Annotated in this window: 23 protein-coding genes; 11 read left to right on the plus strand and 12 right to left on the minus strand. The window is 69.4% G+C overall.

Annotated features, from left to right (window positions below):
* Genes L942_RS37595 through L942_RS37615 form a run of 5 tightly spaced genes read right to left on the minus strand, consistent with a single transcriptional unit; the run spans position 1 to position 5876 of the window.
* Entirely contained in the window at positions 1-1482 is a 1482-nt protein-coding gene (locus L942_RS37595) for a CoA transferase (RefSeq protein ID WP_037369413.1), read from the minus strand.
* On the minus strand, positions 1479-2336 hold the full coding sequence (locus L942_RS37600; protein ID WP_037369416.1) for a 3-hydroxyacyl-CoA dehydrogenase NAD-binding domain-containing protein: 858 nt from the start codon (positions 2334-2336) through the stop codon (positions 1479-1481). Before L942_RS37600 ends, L942_RS37595 begins: the two co-directional genes overlap by 4 nt.
* A 14-nt stretch (positions 2337-2350) precedes the next feature.
* Positions 2351-3514 (minus strand): acyl-CoA dehydrogenase family protein, encoded by a 1164-nt coding sequence (locus tag L942_RS37605; protein ID WP_037369417.1) that lies wholly within the window; start codon positions 3512-3514, stop codon positions 2351-2353.
* A gap of 13 nt (positions 3515-3527) precedes the next feature.
* Positions 3528-4700: an acyl-CoA dehydrogenase family protein gene (locus L942_RS37610; protein WP_037369420.1), complete on the minus strand. Its 1173-nt coding sequence runs from the start codon at positions 4698-4700 to the stop codon at positions 3528-3530.
* A 3-nt stretch (positions 4701-4703) separates the two neighbouring features.
* On the minus strand, positions 4704-5876 hold the full coding sequence (locus L942_RS37615) for a CaiB/BaiF CoA transferase family protein (protein WP_037369423.1): 1173 nt from the start codon (positions 5874-5876) through the stop codon (positions 4704-4706).
* A 130-nt stretch (positions 5877-6006) separates the two neighbouring features.
* Here L942_RS37615 and L942_RS37620 point away from each other — a divergent pair, with 130 nt between their 5' ends.
* The 6 genes from L942_RS37620 to L942_RS37645 all read left to right on the plus strand — a co-directional run bounded on the left by L942_RS37620 (position 6007) and on the right by L942_RS37645 (position 11026).
* Positions 6007-6882, plus strand: coding sequence for a LysR family transcriptional regulator (locus L942_RS37620; protein WP_037369684.1), 876 nt, complete (start codon positions 6007-6009; stop codon positions 6880-6882).
* A gap of 124 nt (positions 6883-7006) precedes the next feature.
* Entirely contained in the window at positions 7007-8407 is a 1401-nt protein-coding gene (locus L942_RS37625) for a fatty acid desaturase (RefSeq protein WP_037369426.1), read from the plus strand.
* The gene (locus L942_RS37630) at positions 8407-8598 is read left to right on the plus strand and encodes a ferredoxin (protein WP_037369428.1); all 192 of its coding nucleotides are present in this window, start codon (positions 8407-8409) and stop codon (positions 8596-8598) included. The genes L942_RS37625 and L942_RS37630 overlap by 1 nt, the downstream gene beginning before the upstream one ends.
* Positions 8595-9797 carry an NAD(P)/FAD-dependent oxidoreductase gene (locus L942_RS37635; RefSeq protein ID WP_037369431.1) on the plus strand — a complete coding sequence of 401 codons (1203 nt, stop codon included), beginning with the start codon at positions 8595-8597 and terminating at the stop codon, positions 9795-9797. The genes L942_RS37630 and L942_RS37635 overlap by 4 nt, the downstream gene beginning before the upstream one ends.
* A gap of 1 nt (position 9798) precedes the next feature.
* Positions 9799-10422: a TetR/AcrR family transcriptional regulator gene (locus tag L942_RS37640; RefSeq protein ID WP_037369434.1), complete on the plus strand. Its 624-nt coding sequence runs from the start codon at positions 9799-9801 to the stop codon at positions 10420-10422.
* A gap of 208 nt (positions 10423-10630) precedes the next feature.
* Positions 10631-11026, plus strand: coding sequence for a VOC family protein (locus L942_RS37645; protein WP_037369436.1), 396 nt, complete (start codon positions 10631-10633; stop codon positions 11024-11026).
* A 379-nt stretch (positions 11027-11405) separates the two neighbouring features.
* Here L942_RS37645 and L942_RS37650 read toward each other — a convergent pair whose 3' ends face one another.
* Complete coding sequence (locus tag L942_RS37650) at positions 11406-12122, minus strand: CDP-alcohol phosphatidyltransferase family protein (RefSeq protein WP_051166521.1); 717 nt, start codon at positions 12120-12122, stop codon at positions 11406-11408.
* 33 nt (positions 12123-12155) lie between these two features.
* Here L942_RS37650 and L942_RS37655 point away from each other — a divergent pair, with 33 nt between their 5' ends.
* From L942_RS37655 to L942_RS37665, 3 genes are read left to right on the plus strand one after another with little or no spacing between them, the layout of a single operon-like run.
* The gene (locus tag L942_RS37655) at positions 12156-13130 is read left to right on the plus strand and encodes a zinc-dependent alcohol dehydrogenase (RefSeq protein ID WP_037369439.1); all 975 of its coding nucleotides are present in this window, start codon (positions 12156-12158) and stop codon (positions 13128-13130) included.
* Positions 13131-13142: 12 nt separating this feature from the next.
* Positions 13143-13541 (plus strand): 6-pyruvoyl trahydropterin synthase family protein, encoded by a 399-nt coding sequence (locus tag L942_RS37660; RefSeq protein WP_037369443.1) that lies wholly within the window; start codon positions 13143-13145, stop codon positions 13539-13541.
* Entirely contained in the window at positions 13538-14275 is a 738-nt protein-coding gene (locus L942_RS37665; RefSeq protein ID WP_037369444.1) for a class I SAM-dependent methyltransferase, read from the plus strand. The genes L942_RS37660 and L942_RS37665 overlap by 4 nt, the downstream gene beginning before the upstream one ends.
* On the opposite strand, the gene L942_RS37670 is transcribed toward L942_RS37665, so the two are convergent.
* The 4 genes from L942_RS37670 to L942_RS37685 form a co-directional block, all read right to left on the minus strand.
* Positions 14258-15223: a DNA polymerase domain-containing protein gene (locus L942_RS37670; protein WP_037369446.1), complete on the minus strand. Its 966-nt coding sequence runs from the start codon at positions 15221-15223 to the stop codon at positions 14258-14260. The genes L942_RS37665 and L942_RS37670 overlap by 18 nt on opposite strands.
* 39 nt (positions 15224-15262) lie before the next feature.
* Complete coding sequence (locus tag L942_RS37675) at positions 15263-16042, minus strand: oxygenase MpaB family protein (protein WP_037369447.1); 780 nt, start codon at positions 16040-16042, stop codon at positions 15263-15265.
* 42 nt (positions 16043-16084) lie between these two features.
* Positions 16085-17101: a cytochrome P450 gene (locus L942_RS37680; RefSeq protein ID WP_200863050.1), complete on the minus strand. Its 1017-nt coding sequence runs from the start codon at positions 17099-17101 to the stop codon at positions 16085-16087.
* Positions 17102-17487: 386 nt separating this feature from the next.
* On the minus strand, positions 17488-18363 hold the full coding sequence (locus L942_RS37685; RefSeq protein ID WP_037369449.1) for a LysR family transcriptional regulator: 876 nt from the start codon (positions 18361-18363) through the stop codon (positions 17488-17490).
* Positions 18364-18433: 70 nt separating this feature from the next.
* Here L942_RS37685 and L942_RS37690 point away from each other — a divergent pair, with 70 nt between their 5' ends.
* The gene (locus tag L942_RS37690; RefSeq protein ID WP_037369451.1) at positions 18434-19576 is read left to right on the plus strand and encodes an FAD-binding oxidoreductase; all 1143 of its coding nucleotides are present in this window, start codon (positions 18434-18436) and stop codon (positions 19574-19576) included.
* 1 nt (position 19577) lies between these two features.
* Here L942_RS37690 and L942_RS37695 read toward each other — a convergent pair whose 3' ends face one another.
* Positions 19578-19982: a nitroreductase family deazaflavin-dependent oxidoreductase gene (locus tag L942_RS37695; protein WP_037369452.1), complete on the minus strand. Its 405-nt coding sequence runs from the start codon at positions 19980-19982 to the stop codon at positions 19578-19580.
* A gap of 87 nt (positions 19983-20069) precedes the next feature.
* Here L942_RS37695 and L942_RS37700 point away from each other — a divergent pair, with 87 nt between their 5' ends.
* The gene (locus L942_RS37700) at positions 20070-20519 is read left to right on the plus strand and encodes a MarR family winged helix-turn-helix transcriptional regulator (RefSeq protein ID WP_037369454.1); all 450 of its coding nucleotides are present in this window, start codon (positions 20070-20072) and stop codon (positions 20517-20519) included.
* A 32-nt stretch (positions 20520-20551) separates the two neighbouring features.
* Here L942_RS37700 and L942_RS37705 read toward each other — a convergent pair whose 3' ends face one another.
* Positions 20552-21223, minus strand: a complete 672-nt coding sequence (locus L942_RS37705; RefSeq protein WP_037369455.1) for a GNAT family N-acetyltransferase — start codon at positions 21221-21223, stop codon at positions 20552-20554.
* Positions 21224-21278: the final 55 nt, after the last annotated feature.

Consider the following 21278-nt stretch of genomic DNA (forward strand, 5'->3'; position numbering starts at 1 on the left):
TCACCTCCACTCTGGACGGTGCGATCCCCTCGGGATCAGCGGATTCGTGTAATAGCCCGGAGTTTCCGACATCCGGATCTGTTCGGTGACCCCGCGGTAGCGGCCCAGCGGGGTGTCCGCGGTGAACGTCTCGGGGTCGAAGTACTCGTGCCCGGGCGCGACCCCGGCGACCTCCGCGGCGTAGCCCTTGTCGAAGATTCCCAGGCTCAGCAACCACAAAGCGACGCGCGTCAGCGAAACCTGCACTCGATACGAGCCGCCCCATTCGGCGCGGAGCATGAGGGCGCGCAGGATTCCCAGCTGCAGGAACCACGACGTGATGTAGTCGTTCACCACCGGCACCCCGGGCAGCGAAGGAACTCCGCCCTCGCCTTCCAGCAGCATCACGCCGGAAAGGCAGCCGGCCGTCTGGTCGAAACCGACGCGGCCGGACCACGGGCCGGTGCTGCCGTTGAGCGTCACCTCGGCGTGGATGATTCCGGGCCGGATCTCGGCGGCGGTCTCCGCGTCGAGACCGTGGCGGGCAAGGTATCCGGGGCGGCGGTTGGCGTAGAAGATGTCCGCACCGGCGAGCAGCCAGTGCATCCGCTCCTGGTCCGCGGCGCGACGGAAATCGAGCCGGGTGGAGCGAACGCCCACATTGGACGTCGCGTACAACACCGGCAGTTCGTATTCGCCCGGGTCCCACACGTTCAGCACGTCCGCACCGTGCAAGGCCAACGCGCGGCCACAGCCGGCACCCGCGATGATGTGCGCCCGGCCGAGTGCGCGAACGCCTTCGAGCGGAGTGGAAGGGTTGGGGTGCAACGGTTCTGGCGCACTGTCGCCGATCCGCTCGACAATCACCGGCGGCATCGTCGACAGCACCGACTGGTACTGCTCGGTCGCCATCAGTTCTTCGGTCGTGCGCACCACCGGCATGATGACGCCCGCGGCTTCGGCGGCGTCCTCCAGCTCGAAGGAATTCCACTGCGCGATCGCTTGCTGCACCAAGGCATCCCGCTCGGGCACCCCGAGGAGGGCAGCGGCGTCGTTGCGCAGCTTCGGATACGGGCTGATCGGGTGCACCCAGCGGCCGTCCGCGGTGGAGTAGAAGCGATCGGTGCCGAAGGCGGGATCGACGCGCGCCGGGTCGCCTTGCGGGTAGCCGTCGAGCAGTTCCCATTTCCTGTCGTAGAACGGGCACAGCCGGTGCGGCGCGGTCCGCAGGTCCATCGAGATGTCCTGCCCGCGTCCGCCGCGCAACTGCCAGATTTTCGCTACCGCAACGGATTTCGCCGCCAGCGCGACGGACGTCGCACCGGCCAGCCGCAGCGCGCCCGGCAGAACCGGGTCGGCTCCGGTGAACTCGATCCGGCCGCCGGCGTCGGACTCCTGGAGGCCGACCGAGCCGAGCAGGTCGGCGAGCGGCTGGTGCAGGTCGTATTCGTCGGTGGTGGCCGGCTTGGCGAGCGCGGCCTCGAGTTGCTCGGTGAGGCTCATTCCTTCTCCAGCGCGTCCAGCAGCGCGCGGGTGCGGCTGTCTCGCGCCTCGACCCGCGCGGCGTACGTGTCCGCGGCGCCGTAGGTCTGCTCGACCTCGTCGATCACCGCGTCGAGGTGCTCGCGGTCCGGGCGGCCGATCTCGAATTTCATCTGCGAGCCGACGTGGCTCACCAGGTGCCGGATCCCGTCCGGGCCGCCGCCGAGGTGCATGCTCTCGAACGGCCCGATGGTCGCCCACCGCGGCCCGAGCGACGCCTTGACCAGCTCGTCCAGGTCCGCCGCGGACACGACGCCCTGCTGCACGAGGTACATCGCCTGGTCGTTGAACACCTTCTGCAGCCGGTTCCCGACGAATCCGGGAACTTCCTTCTTCAGCGTGATCGGCTTCTTGCCCAGCCCGCGGTAGACCTCGACGGCCTTCGCCACGGTGTCCTCGGAAGTCGAAGCGCCGGGCACCACCTCGACCAGCGGCATCAGCTCGGGCGGGTTGAACGGGTGCCCGATCACGATCCGCGAGGCCGCGCTGTTGCCCTCGGCGATCACCGAGGGCAACAGCGACGACGAGGAGGACGCCAGTACTACGTCGTCGCGCGTGGCGGCGGCGAGCGTCGCGAACATTTCCCGCTTCAGCTCGATCCGCTCCGGGCCCGACTCCTGGACGAAGTCGGCCCCGGCAGCGGCTTCCGCGAGGTCCGCGACTGCCGTGGCGGGCAGCCCGGCGAGGTCGCGGGAGACGATCTCCCGCAGGTCCAGGCGAGGATCGGTGACCCGCACCGTCCAGCCCGCCTCGGCGAACAGCCGTGCCCACGACACTCCGATGACCCCAGCGCCGACGATCGCGACGACCGGCATGGCGCGCTCCTTTCTCAGGCGGTGACCGCGTCCGCGTTGTTGAGCAGCGCGCTCGGCGGCGTCAGCAACGCGTCCGACGCTAGCGCGCGGCGGCGGGCCGCGCTCACTCCGCCGTAACTCTCCGTAATGGCGATGAGGCGCGCCGCGTGGTGCGCGACCTCCGATTCGTAAGTCATTCCGATCCCGCCGTGCAGCTGGACGATCTCCTCGGCGGTCGCGGTCGCGGCGTCGCACACGAACACGAACGCGTCGTCCGCCGCGGCCTCGAGGTCCACTGTGGAGGCTCCGTTGTCGTAGGCCTCGACCGTCGCGGTGGCCCACAGCGCCAGCGAACGAGCCAGCTCGACCTTCGCGTACAGGTCAGCGGCGCGGTGCACGAGCGCCTGGAACGCCGCCAGCGGAACGCCGAACTGCTTGCGGGTCTTGAGGTATTCCACGGTCATGGCGAGCCCGGTCTCCATCAGACCGATCGCTTCGCCGGTCACCGCGACCCGGGCCCGCGAGAACGCACGGCGCAACGCGGCCGGTGCGTCGGAGTCCGTGGTGCCGAGCAGAACCGCTGGCGTACCAGCGAATTCGACCTGTGACGTGTGGCCCCAGTCCGCGGCCCGTCCGTCGACGCGAGCGATGCCTTCCGCGGTCGCCTCGACCAGGTACACCCCGGTGCGCCCGTTCTCGTCGACCGCGGTGACCAGGAACTTGTCGGCCTGGTCCGCGTTGCGCACCGGCGCCTTCACGCCGGACAGCGCGGAACCGCTCGCCGACACCGACGGCGCGACGCCCCACGGACGTCCCGGCTCGGAGTGCGCGACCGCGATCGTGGTGCCGCCGCTGGCCAGCAGCGGCAGCAACTCCTTGACCTGGTCGTCGGTGCCCAGCTCGGCGATGATCCACGCCGGCAGGAACACGCCGTCGAGCAGCGGTTCGGCCGCCGCGTGCTTGCCCATCGCCTCCAGCGTCGCGTAGACCTCGACCGGGCCCGCGCCCGCGCCGTCGTGGTCCGCGGAGATCGGGAGACCGGCGAGACCCAGCTCGCCGAGGGTGTTCCAGACCTGGTCGTTCCAGCCGAGTTCGCTGCTCGTCGCGGCCGCGCGGCCGCCTGCCGGGTAGCCGCGGCCGACCGCCGTGTCGACGGTCTCGAACAGCAGCTTCTGGTCTTCGTTGAATTCGAGGTTCATGAGTCGCCGTCCCTTACAGACCGAGGATCGTCTTCGCGATGACGCCGCGCTGGATTTCGTTGGAGCCGCCGAAAATCGACAGCTTCCGCTGGTTCAGGTACTGCGCCGCGGCGACCACCGCGGCCTCGTCGGCCCGCACCGGGGATTCGGTGTCCAGCAGCATGCCGTCGGAACCGGCCGCGCGCATGCGCAGCTTCGTCAGCGCCTGCAGCGCCTGCGTGCCCTCCATCTTGAGCAGTGACGACACCGGGCTCGGCTGGCCGTTTTCCGAAGCGGCGGTGACCCGCATCTGGGTCGCCTCCAGCGCGAGCAGCGTGGTCTTCGCGGTGTGCATGGCGGCGCGGAATTCCGCGTCGTCCGCGAGCCGGCCGTCCTCAGTGGGCAGCTCCGCGGCCGCGGCGGCGAGGTCGGCGAAGATCCGCTGCCCGGTGCCGACCTGGGCGATGCCGTTGCGCTCGTTGCCGAGCAGGAACTTCGCGTACGTCCAGCCCTTGTTCTCCTCGCCGACCAGGTTCTCCGCCGGGATCACCACGTTGTCGAAGAAGAACTCGTTGACCTCGGCGGACCCGTCGACCAGCTTGATCGGACGGCGCTCGATGCCCGGCGTGTTCAGGTCCAGCAGCAGGAACGACAGGCCCTGTTGCTTGCGCGGCGCGTCCGGGTTGGTCCGGGCGAGCACGAACATCCAGTCGCCGTACTGGCCGAGCGTGGTCCAGGTCTTCTGTCCGTTGAGGACGTAGTGGTCGCCGTCGCGCTTCGCGGTGGTGCGCAGCCCGGCAAGGTCCGAACCGGCCTCCGGCTCGGAGAAGCCCTGCGACCACCAGATGTCGAGATTCGCGGTGGCCGGGAGGAACTTCTTCTTCTGCTCCTCGCTGCCGAACTCGGCGATGATCGGGCCGACCATGCTCGCGTTGAAGGCGAGCGGCTGCGGCACCGCGTTGCGCTGCAGTTCGGAGGCGTAGATGTGGGACTGGGTCGGAGTCCAATCGCGACCGCCCCATTCGACCGGCCAGTGCGGCACGGCGAGGCCGTGCTCGTTCAGGATCCGCTGGCTCGTGACGATGTCGTCGCGCGTGATCAGGCCGAGCGCGCTGCGCTTGCGGATTTCCTCGGGAATCGCGCCGAGGAACACCTCCCGCAATCCGTCGCGGAACGCGAGGTCCTCTTTAGACAGTTCGAGATCCATCGATCAAACCCCTTCAGTGGTGCGTACGGCTCCGACGACTTCGGCGGTGCTCGCTCCGGCGCGTTCGGCGTGCCTGCGGAACCCGGCCGGGGTCCGCGAGAAATGCAGCGGGTTCTCCACGACGCGGATCGTGCCCTCGGTCGGGTGTTCCCGCTCGGTGATCAGCCCTACTTCCTGAACGTACGGGTCGGTCGGCAGGTCGGCGATGTCGACGACGACGGCGTACGGAACGTCGTGGGCGGTCAGGTACTCCTCCCACTCCGCGGTGGTGCGGCTGGTGGAGTTGGCGAGCACCTTCTCCACCCCCGCGGTGAAAATCTCCCGGTCGATCACCGGGGAGTCCCAGGCCGGATCGGCCGCGGCGTCTTCGAGGCCGGCGCCGATCAGCAGCGTCCGCACGGCCTCGTTGGTGTAGGGCACCGCGGCGATCGCGCCGCCGTCGGCGGTGCGCATGGCCGCGTGCGTGTCGCTGAGCGAAAGCGGGTTGCCGACGTCGCCGGCGGCCGGGACGAAAACGTCGCCCGCCAGGTGCTCGACCAGGTTGACCGCGATCATCGCGTCGGCCATCGCCAGTTCGACCTGCTGGCCCTTGCCGGTGCGCTGCTGGTCGAAGAGCGCGGCGAGCACGCCGTTCAGCAGGAACAGCGCGGCGGTCTTGTCGGCGATGAAGGTCGGGACGAACTGCAGCGTGCCGCCCGCCCGGTCCTGCAGGCTGACCAGGCCGGAGGTGGCCTGGATGACCTCGTCGTAGGCGGGCCGGTTGGCGCGCGACGAGCCGGGCGCGAAGCCCTGCGCGTGGGCGTAGACCAGGCGGGGGAAGCGCTCGCGCAGCTGCTCGTAGCCGAGGCCGAGCCGGTCGAGCGCGGCGGCGCGCATGTTGGTGACGAGGACGTCGGCGTCGGCGAGCAGGGCGAAGAGGTCTTCGCGGCCGGCCGGGTCCTTGAGGTCGAGTTCGATACTGCGTTTGTTCTGGTTGACCTGCATGTACAGCGGGGCCATCCCGGGCGTGCGGCCGGTGTTGGCCGGCGAGTGCCGGGCGACGTCGCGCAGCGGTTCGACCCGGATCACGTCGGCGCCGAAGTCGCCGAGGATCTGCGTGGCGTACGGGCCCATCACCGCGGACGACAGGTCGAGCACCTTCACTCCAGCGAGCGGTCCGGTGGCTTCGTCAGGCATCTTCGCGGCCCTCCCGTTGACGATCTTTGGCTTCGCCACTGACGCTAAGCGCTTGCTCACCAGAAGGGAATGACCGAGTGCATCAGATCGGTATGACCACGGTGATAACACCGTGGGTACGCTGCGCCTCGTGGAGATTCACCACCTGCGGTACTTCCTCGCGGTCGCGCGCGAGCTGAACTTCACCCGCGCCGCGCGGTCGCTGAACATGTCCGTGCCGCCGCTCAGCCAGCGCATTCGCGACCTCGAACGCGAGCTGGGCGAGCCGCTGTTCGACCGCTCCACCCACCACACCCGGCTGTCCGAGGCGGGCGAAGCGCTGCTGCCGCTCGCCGAATCGGTCGTTTCCGGCTTCGACGCCATCCCGGCCCGGATGCGCACCCGCGACCAGCGCGCCGACGTCCGCCTCGCCATCCCCGACGTACTCAATCCCGCGCACCGCCGCCAGCTCAGCGAATCGATCCGCGCCCTCGACGGCTCCTACCGGTTCACCCTGCGCCAGATGCCGTCGCTTGAGATGGAATCGGCGCTGCTCAGCAGCTCGATCGACCTCGCCGTGTCGCATCTGGGCACTTCCCACGACCGGCTGTCCACGATCGTCCTTTACCGCGAGCCGCTGGGTGCGGTGGTGGACGCGTCGCGATTCCCCGGACGCACCTCGCTCACCCTCGCCGACCTGCGCGGCTTCCAGTACCTGCAGGGTCCGCGGCACTGGGATCTCGGCTCCCGGCGCGCCGAGCAGCTCGCCGCCAAGGGCGTGCTGGTCGACCCGGAAGCGCAGTTCTCCGACGTCAGCGGGCTGCTGATCTTCTTGCGCAGCACCAAAAGCTTCACTCTCGCGCCGGTCGAATCCGCGACCGCGCTCGCACTGGACCCGAACGAATGCGCGGTCCTGCCGATCGACGACCTGGTCGCCACGCTGACCACATTCCTGCTCCGGCGCACCGCCGACACCCGGCTGGACCCGGTGGTCGAGGTGCTGCGGCACGCGCGCGTACCCGACTGACTCCGCCCGAGGCCCCGCCGCGCGGGTTCACTCGATCGAGACAACTTTACATTTAGTTCTCTCTTGTCAATCGAGGTGTACATGTATTACCTTCGTGTAAAGCCAGCCAACGGAGGAGGGCGCGATGAGCGAGATGACCGGCACGGTGCCGCTGGGGTCGACCGAAGGATGGACCGACAAGAAGCGGTATCTGTGGCTGATCGGACTGGTGGTGCCGTCGCTCGCGTTCCTCGCGATCGGACTGCACGCAGCGACCGGCTGGGGCGTCTGGTTCTGGATCGGGCCGATCGTGATCCTGCTGATCGTGCCGGCGATCGACCTGGTCGCCGGCCTCGACCGCAGCAATCCGCCGGACGACGTGATCGAACGGCTCGAACAGGACCGCTACTACCGGTGGATCACCTACCTGTTCCTGCCGATCCAATACGTCGGGTTCGTCCTCGCGTTCTGGCTGATCGCCCGCGGCGACCTGTCCGTTGCGGACAAGGTCGGGCTCGCGATCTCGATCGGCTGCATCGGCGGGATCGGCATCAACACCGCGCACGAACTGGGCCACAAGAAGGAAAGCCACGAACGCTGGCTGTCGAAGATCGCGCTGGCGCAAAGCTTCTACGGACACTTCTACATCGAGCACAACCGCGGGCACCACGTGCGCGTCGCGACTCCGGAAGACCCGGCGTCGAGCCGCGTCGGGGAAAGCTTCTACCGATTCTGGCCGCGCACGGTGTTCGGTTCGCTGAAGTCCGCGTGGGGGCTGGAGCGCAAGCGCTACGCCCGCCGGAACAAGCACCCGTTCCGGATCGGCAACGACGTGCTCAACGCGTGGCTGATGTCCGCGGTGCTGTGGGTGGCGATGGTGGCCTGGCTCGGCGTCGGGATCCTGCCGTACCTGGTGATCCAGGCGGTGATCGGATTCTCGCTGCTGGAAGTAGTGAACTACATGGAGCACTACGGGATGCTGCGGCAGAAGGTCGGGCCGCCGGAGCGCCGCCGGTACGAGCGCGTGGATCCCAGCCACAGCTGGAATTCCAACAACATCGCGACGAACGTCCTGCTGTATCACCTGCAGCGGCACAGCGATCACCACGCCAACCCGACGCGTCGCTACCAGACCTTGCGCGACTTCGCCGAATCTCCGGTGCTGCCGACCGGGTACGCCGGGATGATCGTGCTCGCGCTGTTCCCGCCGTTGTGGCGGCGCGTGATGGACCAGCGGGTGCTCGACCACTTCGACGGGGACATGAGCCGGGCGAACATCCAGCCGTCGAAGCGGGAGAAAGTCCTTGCCCGGTATGGCTCTTCCGAGGCGAAGCCGGTTTCCGTGCCGGAGGACGTGCGCGGTGACGCCAGTGAAGGCGGGATGTGCCCCGGCTGCGGATACGTCTACGACGAGCAGCGCGGCGACCCGCGGGAGGGCTTCCCGGCGGGCACCCCGTGGTCGTCCATTCCGGACAGTTGGTGCTGTCCCGACTGCGGCGTAAGGGAAAAGGTCGACTTCGTTGCTCCGGGAAGGATGAGTGTGTGATGCGGATCGAAGCGGATGTACACAAATGTGACGGCCTGGGCATGTGCGAAGCGATGGCTCCGGACTTCTTCGAGGTGGGCGACGAGGGCACGGTCGTCGTGCTCGACGAGAACCCCGGCGAGGAGCACCGGACCGACCTCGCCGCGGCGGTCGACGCCTGCCCGGTGCTCGCGCTGAGGCTGGTGTCATGACGCTCGCGGTGGTCGGCGCGTCGCTGGCGGGCTTGCGAGCGGTCGAATCGGCGCGGCGGACCGGATACGACGGCCGGATCGTGCTGATCGGCGAGGAGGAGCAGTTGCCCTACGACCGGCCGCCGCTGTCGAAGGCCTTCCTCGCGGCGGACGGGCCGGTTGCGGTGGAACCGTTTCTCCGCGCGGACGACTTGCGGGAACTCGGCGTCGAACTCCGGCTGGGCACTCCGGCGACCGGACTCGACCCGATTGCCCGGGAGATCCGCACCGGTGACACAGTTGTCCCCTACGACGCGGCAGTCATCGCGACCGGAGCCACCGCGCGTGTCCTGACCGACACCGCGGAGATCTCCGGCATCCACTCGCTGCGCACCGCGGACGACGCTCTCGCGATTCGGTCCGCATTGGACAGTGGGGCTAGGACAGTCGTGATCGGTGCCGGTTTCATCGGCTCGGAAGTCGCTTCCGCGGCCCGTAAACGCGGCTTGCCAGTATCCATTGTGGAGACCCTGGACACCCCATTGGTGCGCGCGATCGGTCCGGAAGTCGGCGAGGTCTGCGCGGAGCTGCATCGCGCGGCGGGCACCGATCTCCGGCTCGGCACCAGGGTCACTGGCTTTGCGACGCAAGACGGCGCGGTGACCGGCGTCCACCTGTCCACTGGTGAGACCCTCCCGGCCGACCTGGTCGTGGCGGGAATCGGCGCGGTCCCGGCCACCGGTTGGCTGCGCGACAGCGGACTCCTGCTGCATGAACGCGACGGCGGCATCATCTGCGACGGCACCCTCGCCGCCGCGCACGGCGTTTACGCGGCCGGAGACGTCGCACACGTGGCGAACGCGCTGTTCGACGGCGAGCTGATGCGCCTGGAGCACTGGACGAACGCGGCCGAGCAGGGTGCGGCCGCGGCTCGGCACGCGCTGGACCCCGCGAGCGCGCGGGTGTTCAGCGCCGTGCCGTATTTCTGGTCCGATTGGTACTCGCACCGCATCCAGTTCGTCGGGACACCGCGCGCGGACGAGGTGGTCGTCGCGGTCCCGGCCGAGCACGGCTTCACCGCGCTGTACCGGCGCGGCGATCGGCTCGTCGGCGCGTTCACCATCGACCGGCCGCGCGACATCATGAAGTACCGCAAGCGGATCGCTGCCCGGACACCATGGTCCGAGGCGGTCGCCTTCGCGCTGGAAACGGCCGCCTAGAATGACTGCCATGAGCGTGCTTCCGGTGCCCACTGGCGGCCAGTACCGGCAGCCCATCATCACCGCCGCCATCGAACTCACCGCGAAATCCGGCTGGTCGGCGGTCACCATGGCCCGGCTGGCCGACCTGGTCGGGGTGAGCAGGCAGACCGTCTACAACGAGATCGGCTCGAAAACCGCCCTCGCCGAGGCGATGATCTCGCACGAGCTGCAACGGTTCCTCGCGGTCGTGAGCACCGCGTTCGACCGCCATCCGGACGACCTGGTCGAGGCGATCTACGACGCCGTCCGCTCGGTGCTCGAACTGGCCGACGACAACATCCTGCTGCGCGCCATCGCCTCCGCGACCCACGGGACCGACACCGAATTCCTGCCGCTGCTGACCACCCGCGCCGGCACCCTGCTCGCCGAAGCGAAAGCCGTCCTGCGCGGCCGGGTCCGCGACTACGCACCCCCGCTCGACGACGGCCAGCTCACCGTGGTCATGGACCTAGTCGTGCGCACCGTGCTCAGCCACGTCATGCAGCCGTCGGGCACCCCCGCCGAGACCGCCGACGGCCTGGCCTGGGTCGCCGCGCGCGTCCTCGGCGCCACTCCGTCGGCGTCGATGCGCACCCGCTCGTAACCGAGCTGCGCGGCTCCCGCCGCGGGTGGCTGCGAGCCCACGTCCGCCACGGCGGCCGCGTTCGAGATCTTGAGTGTCCCGCCTGACCTGCCCGGACTTCTCGCCGAGGCCCGCCGTTCAGCTTCACCCGCGCCGGGCGACACCCTTGACAAAACTTCTTGTCAATGCCACCTTCGGACCTGACCCCAACCCGCGAAAGGGCAGTCCGATGACCGACCTCGTCCCGTTCCTGATGTTCCAAAAGCGCGACGCCGCCGAGGCGATGGCCTTCTACACCTCGCTGTTCCCCGGCGACTCCGTGCTGTCCGAGCAGCGTTACGGCGCCGACGGGCCCGGTCCGGAGGGGACGATCGTGATGGCCGAGTTCACCGTCGCCGGGCAGCGGGTGCGGTGCAGCGACAGCTTTGTCCAGCACGGTTTCGACTTCACGCCGTCCACCTCGCTGTTCGTCACCGTCGACTCGACCGACGAACTGAAGCGGATCTACGAAGCACTCGGCGAGGGCGGCGGAACGCTGATGCCGCTCGACGACTACGGCTTCGGCCCGTTCGCCTGGGTGAACGACCGGTGGGGCGTGTCGTGGCAGTTGAGCGCCAAGGGCTGAACTACGCAACAGGATACGCGTACGGTTTCTTTTTGCGATCGCTAATCACGACGGATCCGCAGCTCGAGAGCAATTCCCGACACTATTGACCCGGTGCCAGATGTCGCGAAAAGGAATGCGGTCTGGTTACCCACGGACGGGTTAAGCGGGCGTATTCGGGCACCGCTAGAGTGAGCGCCGGGAGGTTGGCGATCAGCCTGAGGGGGGCCGATACCGCATCCCGGGACCAGCCGTTTCGCCCGCAGCAGCCCGCCGGGGCGGTGCGGTTCGGGGCAAACGGCTGGTCCCTGTGCCGGAATGCGAAATCAAGGGCCACGGCAGTGCGGGAGCCACGCTTTCCGGATCCGAAACCCGGCGAGGAAGAATCAATTCGCAGTACCTAGGCGGCGCGGTTCCGGTACAGCCACCGCACGTCCCGGCCGAAGGACCAGCTCAGCGTCGTGACCGCGATCCCGGCCAGGATTGCCGGGGCGACTCCCGCCGCGGCGGCGGTCAGCGCGACTCCCTGCAGGGCCGCCACTGCCTTCCGGGCCCGGCTGGGGCGCAGCGGGGCGCGCAGCCACGGCCATCGCCGGGCCGCGGCCACGAACGCGTAGCGCAACAGGCCGACGGCCAGGACCCACAGGCCGACCGTCGTCGCGACCAGGACGCTCAGCACCAGGATCAGGAAGGCGTCCGCTTCCATGTCGAACCGGGCACCCAGCGCGGAGACGGTTCCGGTGCGGCGGGCGACGTAGCCGTCGACCGCGTCCAAGGCCAAGGCGACCGCGGCCAGGGGGACGAGCAAGGTCAGCGGCGGGTGCCCGTCCAGGCGGTCGGCGACCAGGGCGGTCACGGTGCCGATCAACGCCGCTCGGGCGAGGGTCACCTGGTCGGCGGGGCCCAGCCGGTACACCCGGATCCGCCAGGCGCCCTGGGTGAGCAGCACCAGCAGGCCGAGCAGGTAGGCCACGCCCACCGCCCACCCGGCCGGGCCGAGGCCGGTCGTCACCGCCAGCAGGGTCAGCAGCGCGAGTTGCGCCAGCAGCGCGGGGGCCTGCTGGACGACGGTTGAACCCAGCTCGGCCGGGGTTCGTGTACAGGTGGAGACAGCCATTTCTCCTCGATCCGGCAGCAACGGAGGACAACCTTGACACGGGCGGCGCAGGCCTTCTGGTTCACTTCGGCCGCGGGCGGGGAGCTCCGATCGGCGGAGGTGGCTGCTCCGCGAGACGGCGAAGTGCTGGTCCGAACGAGATTCTCGGCGTTGAGCCGCGGCACGGAAAGCCTGGTGCTGCGCGGCGGGGTCCCGGCGAGCCAGCACGAGGCCATGCGCGCGCCGTATCAAGAGGGCGACTTTCCGTGGCCGGTCAAGTACGGCTACCTGAACGTCGGCGAGGTCCTTTCCGGACCGCCGGAACTGACCGGTCGCACGGTGTTCTGCCTCTATCCACATCAGACCGAGTACGTCGTGCCCGCGTCGGCGGTCACGGTGGTGCCAGACGACGTTCCCGCAGCGAGGGCGGTGCTCGCCGGGACCGTCGAGACCGCGGTGAACGCGCTCTGGGACGCGGCACCGCTGGTCGGCGACCGGATCGCGGTGGTCGGCGCGGGGATGGTCGGCTGCGGTGTCGCACGGCTGCTGTCCCGGTTCCCCGGCGCGGACGTCCAGCTCGTCGACCCCGACCCGGACCGCGCGCAGGTCGCGGACGCGTTCGGCATCCGGTACGCCACCCCGGAAACGGCGACCGGCGGCCTCGACCTCGTGGTGCACGCCAGCGCGACCGACGCCGGGCTCACCCGCTCGCTGGAACTGCTCGGCCACGAGGGCACGGTGGTCGAGCTGAGCTGGTACGGCGACCGCCAGGTGTCGGTGCCGCTCGGCGAGAACTTCCATTCGCGACGGCTCACGGTCCGCGGCAGCCAGGTCGGCACCGTCTCGCCGGCTCGCGCCGCCCGGCGCGGCTACGGCGACCGGATGGCACTGGCGTTGCGGCTGCTCGCGGACCCGGCGTTCGACGCCCTGATCACCAGCGAATCGACCTTCGCCGAACTGCCGGACGTCGCGGCCCGATTAGCGGACGGAACTTTGCGCGGACTGGCCCATCGGATCACCTACTCGTAAAGGAGAAACGCGTTGTTCAGTGTCACCGTGCGCGATCACATCATGGTCGCCCACAGTTTCCGCGGCGAGGTTTTCGGCCCGGCGCAACGCTTGCACGGCGCGACGTTCGTGGTCGACGCGACGTTCCGGCGACCCGAATTGGACTCGGACAACATCGTCGTCGACATCGGGCTCGCCACCCAGCAGCTCGGCGCGGTGCTCGCGGACCTGAACTACCGCAACCTGGACGACGAACCCGATTTCGCGGGGATCAACACGTCGACGGAATACCTCGCCAAGGTGATCGCCGACCGGCTCGCGGACCGGATCCATGCCGGCGACCTCGGCGAGAACGCGCGCGGGCTGGCCCAGCTTTCGGTCACCCTGCACGAATCCCACGCCGCGTCGGCCGGATACGAGCGCTCCTTGTGACCACAGTGGACCCCTCCGGGTACGCGCCGGAATGGCTGCGGCTGCGGGAACCGGCCGACACGGCGGCCCGGGCCGCCGATCTGGTCGCCTTGCTGCCGCCCCGTCCGGCGGTCGTCCGAGATCTCGGCTGCGGCACCGGTGCGATGGGGCGGTGGCTGAGCGGACGCCTTCCGAAACCGCAACGGTGGATTCTGCACGACCAGGACCCGCGGCTGCTGGAGATCGCGGAACGCAGTCTTCCCCCGGGGATCAACGTCGAGACGGAACAAGCTGACGTGACCCGGCTGGATTTCCGCGGCACGTCCCTCGTGACGGCTTCCGCTTTGCTGGATCTCCTTACCCAGGAGGAGATCCAGCGCGTGGTGCGGTCCTGTGTGGACGCGCGAAGCCCGGCACTGTTCACGTTGTCCGTGACCGGCTCGGTCCAGATCTCGCCGCCGAACCGCACCGACGAAGCCCTCAACGCCGCCTTCAACGACCACCAACGCCGAGACGGAAAGCTCGGCCCAGACGCCGTCGCGTTCACCGCGGCCGAATTCGACCGCCACGGCTGGACTGTCCACAGCAGACCGTCGCCGTGGCGGCTCGGTCCAGAACACCGCGAACTCATCGACACCTGGTACCGCGGATTCGTCGCCGCCGCGCGAGAACAGCAGCCGGACCTCACCGCGCCCGACGACCGGCAGATCACCGAAGTCACCGTGCACCACCAGGATTTACTCGCTCTCCCCTGACTCCCGTCGCGCCCGGGCCCGGCGTTTGCCCTCGTGCATCGCCGCGACCCGGGCGACCGGGATCGTGTGCCCCTCAGCCACCAGATCCGCCGGGAGTTCCTGCGGTTCCGGCAATTCCTCCGCCCACGGATCAGCGCTGCCCAGCAGCTCCACCGCGCTCTTCACGGTGAAATCCGCCGGCTTGACGTCGTCGGCGTCCGCCCAGCGCACCGGAAACGACACCGGTGCGCCCGGCCGGATTCGCGGGCTGTACACGGCCGCCACGGTCGCCCCGCCCGCCCGGGTCGAATCGAGAAACACCTTGCCGTGCCGGTCTTCCCGGATGAACGCGGTGGTCGCCAGCTGCGGATCGATCCGTTCCGCCCGCGCCCCGACCGCGCGGGTCGCCGCCGCGACGTCCGCAAAGGACAGTCCGGGGACCAGCGGCACGAACACGTGCACTCCCTTGGACCCGCTGGTCTTCAATGCACCGGCGAGCCCGACGTCGGCCAGCGCCTGCCGCACCAGCCGCGCCGCCGCCACCGCGACGCGGAAGTCCGCGCCCTCGGGCGGGTCGAGGTCCATGATCAGATCGGTCTGGCCGATCGGATTCACCCGGGTCAGCGCGGGATGCAATTCGACCGCTCGCTGATTGCCGAACCACAGCAGCGTCCGGCGGTCGTTGCACAGGCCGTAAGTGACGGTCCGCTGTGAACTCTCCGCCCACAGTTTCGCCCGCGGCACCCACTCCGGCGTGTACTTCGGCAGGTTCTTCTGCATGAACGCGTCCTGCCCGCGCAGCACTCGCATCACCGACAGCGGGCGGTCGCGCAGCACCGGCAGCAGCCGGTCCGAGACGGCGTCGAAGTAGTCGATGAGATCGCGCTTCGTCACCCCGGCGTCGACGAACAGCTCCTGGTCGAGGTTGGTCAGGGAAACCCCTTCGCGCACCTCATCCGCTTTGGCCATGCCGCAACCCTTGCCGACCAGCGCATTCCGGTCAACCGCTTAGACGAGCGGTTTTCCCTTCCGCAACCGGCGCCGGAAGTCCGCGAGACAAGCGTCGTAGGGGAATCGCCGCACGCGCACCGGAAGCGGTTCGACCATTCGGCCGATCGCGCGCATCAGCCGATCGAACCTGCGCTGGTGCGCGGCCGACCACGGCAGCCGCATCTGCTCGCGGAACACCTCGGGCAGGAAACCGGTCGTCACGAACCGGTGAAACCGTCCGAAGAGGAACGAGAACGGCCGCGGCAGGAATTCCAGGTTCGCGATGGCGGTGAGGTATGCGCGGAGCCGGTCGTCGATGTCCACCTTGGCCAGCCCGTCCGCCCAGTACGCGGCGAAGTCCTCCGGCCAGTCTTCCGGACGCACCTGCAGCGTCGTGCCGAGCACCGCGGCCTCGGCGTACCACGATTGCGGAGCCGGCCGGCCGAGGAACGCACGATGCACGTCCTCGATGCCATGGCACAGACAAGCGGCGACCCACAGCTGCAGCTCCCGGTCGAAGGCGCGGTACCGCACCGGACTCGCCTCGGTCGAGACCACCTGCGCGTGCACCGCGTTCACCGCCCGCCGGTACGCCGCCCGATCCGCGTCCGTGCCCAGAACAGCGACCGCGAGATAGGTGACGGTGGTGCGCGTGCGTTTCAGTGGATGTTTGAACAGATTCCCCGAATCGACCCGGCTTTCCAGCACGCCGTACCCGACCTGGGGCCGGCCCAGCTGCATGATCACGTTCGCGCCGCCCGCGAGCAGGCTGACGCCGAGCACGCCGTCCTGGAGCATCCGTCCAGGGGAACGCCTCCGTTGACGCCTTGTCAAGAGCCTTCAAGCTCGCCCGACCCGCACGTCCGCGACCTCCAGCAGCCCGTCCAGGTGCACCCGGGCCCGCGTCTGCGCCGGATCCACGACCAGACCGTCGCGCCGGACCAGGTCGAGAACGCGTTCCGCCAGCGGCAGCACCAGGTGCCGTCCCCAGCAGCGTTCACTGACGTGCCCGAACGGGAGGTAGCCGGGGTGGGTGTCCGGGTCGAGCGCGGCCCAGCGGCTCGGCCGGAACTCGCCGGGCGCGTCCCACAGTCCGGGGTCGCGATGGCTGAGCAGCGGCAGCAGCAGGACGTCGTCTCCCGGGCCGATCCGGGCGTCCACCTCGGCGAACTCCGGCGAACGCACCCGCAGGATGTTCCACGATGGCGGCAGGAGGCGCAGCGCCTCGTTGAGCACGTACTCGCTGGGCACGTCGTCGTCCAGCGGCGAACTCAGCCACAAGGCGTTCGTGACCAGCGCGGCGACGGTGAAGCAGATCGGCCCGGCCACGCGCCGGTAGAGGTACATCGCGAAGCGGCGCTGCTCGTAGCTGTCCGCCTCCAGCACCATGCGCGCCAAAGTGGACAGAGCGACTTCCGGCGCGGGCCGGCCCCACAGCGCGGCTCCGGCGGCGACCGCGGCCCAGGTGATCTTCGGCGTCAGCTCCAGCCGACGGTCGACCAGAACCCGGAACCGCCGCTGCTCACGGCCGAACACCAGGTCCCGCAGGTAATTGTGCGGTACGGCGGGCCAGGTCCCGGTGAGGTCGACGTCGTCGAGCGGCTTCTTCAGCGCGGCGCGCACGTCCGCGCCGACCGCCCGCATCAGGGCCGCCGATTCCGGCCGGGTGACGGCCCGGCCGCGCACCGGCTTGAAGGTCGGCCGTTCCTCGGCGTTCGCGGGCCGGCTGCGCAGCAGCGCGTCCATCAGCTCGGCCCCGGCGACGCCGACGGTGTCCGGTTCCAGCCGAAAGCAGGAGTTCCCCCGATAACGGTCGAACAGTTCTTGAAGACGCGGCGCGAATACCACCTGCCGCACTTTGTTCCGTTCAGCGGGAATTGGCACCGCGCACCCCATCTTGGAAGAGAAGAAGCGGCCGGTTCCGGGATTTCCGGAACCGGCCGGTACCGGCTAGCGGGACTGTCAGATCCAGCCGTACCAGGCGTAAGACTTCAGGCTCTTGCCCGGAAGGGCCTTGCGCACGAGACGAACGAGCTTCACGGAAATACCTCCGTCTTCTCCGGAACTTCGACCGCCCTCGCGGCCGCCGCCGACAATACGACGAATTTCCGCGAATAACCGGAAAGACAACCTGAACGGCCCATGTCGGCGGATATGTTCGGGAGCGCCAGGTCGTCGATTCGGGAATTCCGCCCCGAATTCCTTGCCGAAGCCGAAGCGGCGTCGGTATCCTTCGCCGCTCGCTAAAGCACCGACCGGGCGAACTCGATGAGCGCGCGCGCCGCCGGTCCGGCCGGGCCGGCGGACCGCCACGCCAGCGCCAGCTGTCCGCGCAGTTCCGGCCGCAGCCGCAGGGTGTGCAACTCCGCGGCGTAGTAGCGAGCCAGCGATACCGGGACCAGCGCCACGCCGAGGCCGCGGATCGCGAGCTTGGCCAGCACGTTCGGATCGCTCGCCTCGATCGTGACGCGCGAGTGCAGCCCGGCCGCGGCGAATCCGCGGTCCAGCACGCCGCGCATCCCGGTGCCCTTCGGCAGGCAGATCAGCGACCGTCCGGCCAGTTCGGCCAGGGTCAGCGAGGCACGGCCGGCGAACTCGTCGTTCCGCGCGGTGACGGCGACCAGCTCCTCGTCGAGCACGACCTGAGTGGTCAACCCAGCGGGCACGCCGTCGGCCAGACCGATCACCGCGACATCCAGCCGTCCTTCGCGCAGCGCCTCGACCATCTGGTCGGAATTCGCTTCGCTGAGCGTGATCTCCACTCCCGGGTAGCGCTCCGCGAACCCGGCCAGGAACTCCGGCAGCGCCACCGGTCCGGCGGAAGTCACCATCCCCATCGCCACCTGGCCGCGCACCAGCCCCTCGTGCTCCGCGACCGTCTCGCGCACCGCCGCGACTGCCGCGAGGGCGGCTCGAGCGTGCGGCAGCGCGGCTTCGCCGACGTCAGTGAGCCGTACCGCGCGACCGGACCGATCGAACAGCGGCTGGCCCAGCTCGCGTTCCAGCCGCCGGATCTGCGCACTGACCCCGGGTTGCGCGACGTGCATCCGGGCCGCCGCACGCGTGAAGTTGGCTTCCTCCGCGACGGCGACGAAGTACTCGAGCTGGTGCAGTTCCATAATCAGCAATTCTAACTGCCGGAAGTAGTATCTCTTGGACTTATCGCCAATCGGCTAGCACGCTGAAGGCATGCAGACGTTCACCCCTGACCAATCCGGTTACCGCGAAGAGATCGCCGGGTTCCAGACCGGCATCACCTCCACCCCGCCGCTGGTCGTCGCCGCCACCAGCGCGGACGACGTCGCCGCCGCGGTCCGGCTCGCGGCCGAGCGCGACCTGCCGGTTTCCGTGCAGGCCACCGGGCACGGGCTGCGCACGCCGCACGAGGGCGTGCTGATCTCGACCAAGCGGATGACCGGTGTGACCATCGATCCGGACCGCGCCGTGGCCCGCGTCGAAGCCGGGACCACCTGGGGCAGCGTCATCACCGCCGCCGCGGAACACGGGCTCGCGCCGCTGAGCGGTTCGGCCCCGGGCGTCGGCGTGGTCGGCTACACCCTCGGCGGCGGTTTCGGCCTCCTCGGCCGGCACTTCGGCCTCGCCTCGGACCGCGTGCGCTCAGCCGAAGTCGTCCGGCCCGACGGCACGCTCACCACCGGCCCGATCGACACCGGGATCGTGACCGCGCTGGAATTCGACCTCGTCCCGGTGACCACGCTGTACGGCGGCGGGCTGTACTTCGACACCGCCAAGATCCCGGACGTCCTGCGCACCTGGCGCGACTGGACCGCCGACCTGCCGGACACTGTCGGCACCTCGGTCGCGATGGTGCCTTACCCCGACTTGCCGATGGTGCCGGAACCGTTGCGGGGCAAGCACATCGCGCACATCCGGGTGGCCTCTCTCGGCCCGGACGGCGATGACCTCGTCGCGCCGCTGCGCGCGCTCGGCCCGCTGCAGGACACCCTGACCACGATGCCGTTCACCGACTCCGGCCAGATCGCCGCGGAACCGCCGAACCCGCACTCGTACCTCGGCGACAACCGGGTGCTCCCGGGACTCCGGGACGACGTGCTGAACACTGTGCTCGACCACGCCGGCCCGGATGCCCCGATTCCGACCGTGCTGATCATCGACCTGCTCGGCGGCGCGTACCGGCATTCGTCAGCACCGGATTTCACCGCCGATTCGCGCTACACCGTGCGCGCGCTGTCGATGATCGAGCCGGACGCGGCGACCGTGCGGGCCGCGCACGCCAAGCTGTTCGCTCCGCTGGATCCGATGTCGACTGGACGGTTGCGGAGCTTCGTCTACGGGCAGCCGCTGGACTGAGTCAGCGTTCGAGAACGAAGACCGGGATCACGCGCTCGGTCTTCTTCTCGTACTCGGCGAAACCCTCCGCGTGCTCGACCATCTTGGCGTACAGCCGGTCGCGCTCGGCGCGGTCGGACACGAGCTTCGCCGTCGCCGGGAACTTGTCGGTGCCGATCTCGACCGTGACCGACGGGTTCGCGACGAGGTTGTGGTACCAGTCCGGGTTCGTGTCCGCGCCGCCCTTGGACGCGGCGATCACGATCCGGTCGCCGTCAGTGGTGTACACCAGCGGGTTGACCCGCTGCTTGCCGCTTTTCGCGCCGGTGTGCGTGAGCAGCAGCATGTTCCTGCCCTCGAACATGCCGCCGACCTTGCCCGCGTTCGCGCGGAACTCGTCGATGATCTGCTGGTTCCAGTCCGACATCGGAAGACTCCCGTGATTGATGATGTAACAACGAACCTAGGAGCGCGCGAATCGGGCTGTCAACACACTCGCAGGTACTGTCGCGGCATGGCCACCGAATCCGGCCCGACCGTCGAGGACGGGGTCCGCGAGCTGCTGCTGCTGATGCCTCGCCTCGTCGGGCGCGCGAAGCGGACGCCGCCGCCTCCGGAACTCGACGGCGTCGCGCTCGCGCCGCGGCATTTGTCCCTGCTGGCTTATCTGCTGTTCGACGGTCCGATGACGGTCAACGAACTCGCCGGACGGCTCGAAATCGCGCCGACCACAGCGAGTCTGATGATCGGCGACCTGTCCCGGCAAGGCGTGCTGGAACGCACCGAGGACCCGGACGACCGGCGGCGCACCATCGTGAGCATCCATCCGGAGAAGCGCCCGGCGGTCGACGCCTGGCTCGCGCGCGGCGCGAAGGCGTGGCAGGAAGCGCTGACCCCGTTGAGCCCGAGCGAGCGGGCGCTGGTGATCAAGACGTTGAAGGCGTTTGAGGAGTATGGCTCGTGAGTGTTCCGGCCGGTTCTAACCGGCGTAGCCACTCACGAGGCGACTAGCCACTGCGCCTGCGGTCCCGCGCATTTCCGGGGCCACGCCGCGTCGTGCTGGTACCACCAAGCCTCGCAGCCGCGCCCGTCCGGCAGCGTGTACCGCGGCGGTCCCGGCACCCGGCGCAATCCGGCGGCCTCGAGCGAACGGCCGCTCGCGACGTTGCCGACCTCCGCGCCCGCGCGCACCCGCGAAAGCCCGAGATGTTCGTGTGCCAGCACGAGACCAGCGGCGAACAGATCGCGGCCGAAGCCTTGCCCGCGATAGCCCGGCGCGAGATAGCCGCCGGTTTCCGGGCCGCCGTCCTCGCCCGCGTGCACGCTCACGAGACCGGCGCAGCGGCCGGCCGCGAGATCGATCGCGACGACGTCCACCGAATGCGGATCCGGGGTGGTCCAGTCCGGTCCGGTTCCGGGAATCACCCGCAGCGCCTCGCCGCGCATCGGTTCGGCCACCACGGACTCCGGGAGCCAGCCGAGCCAGCGTTGCGCGGCCGGATCGCTGCCGCCCGCGACCGCCGCCGCGTACTCCCACGCGGTGGGCGTGCGGAAAAGGAACCGGCCGAGCGCGAAGGCGTGTCCCCGGCGGTCGCAGGTGCGTTTCGCCATCAGCCGTCCGCGGCGGGTCAGCCGGCTCACCAGAGGTGCAGTGCTCACAAACGCCATCGCGCCGGAAATGCTACCCCTCGTCGGTTACTGTCCGACCAGAAGCAGGCGGAGC

Origin of the sequence: Amycolatopsis orientalis DSM 43388 (assembly GCF_000411975.1) — a bacterium.
Taxonomy (GTDB): Bacteria; Actinomycetota; Actinomycetes; order Mycobacteriales; family Pseudonocardiaceae; genus Amycolatopsis; species Amycolatopsis orientalis_D.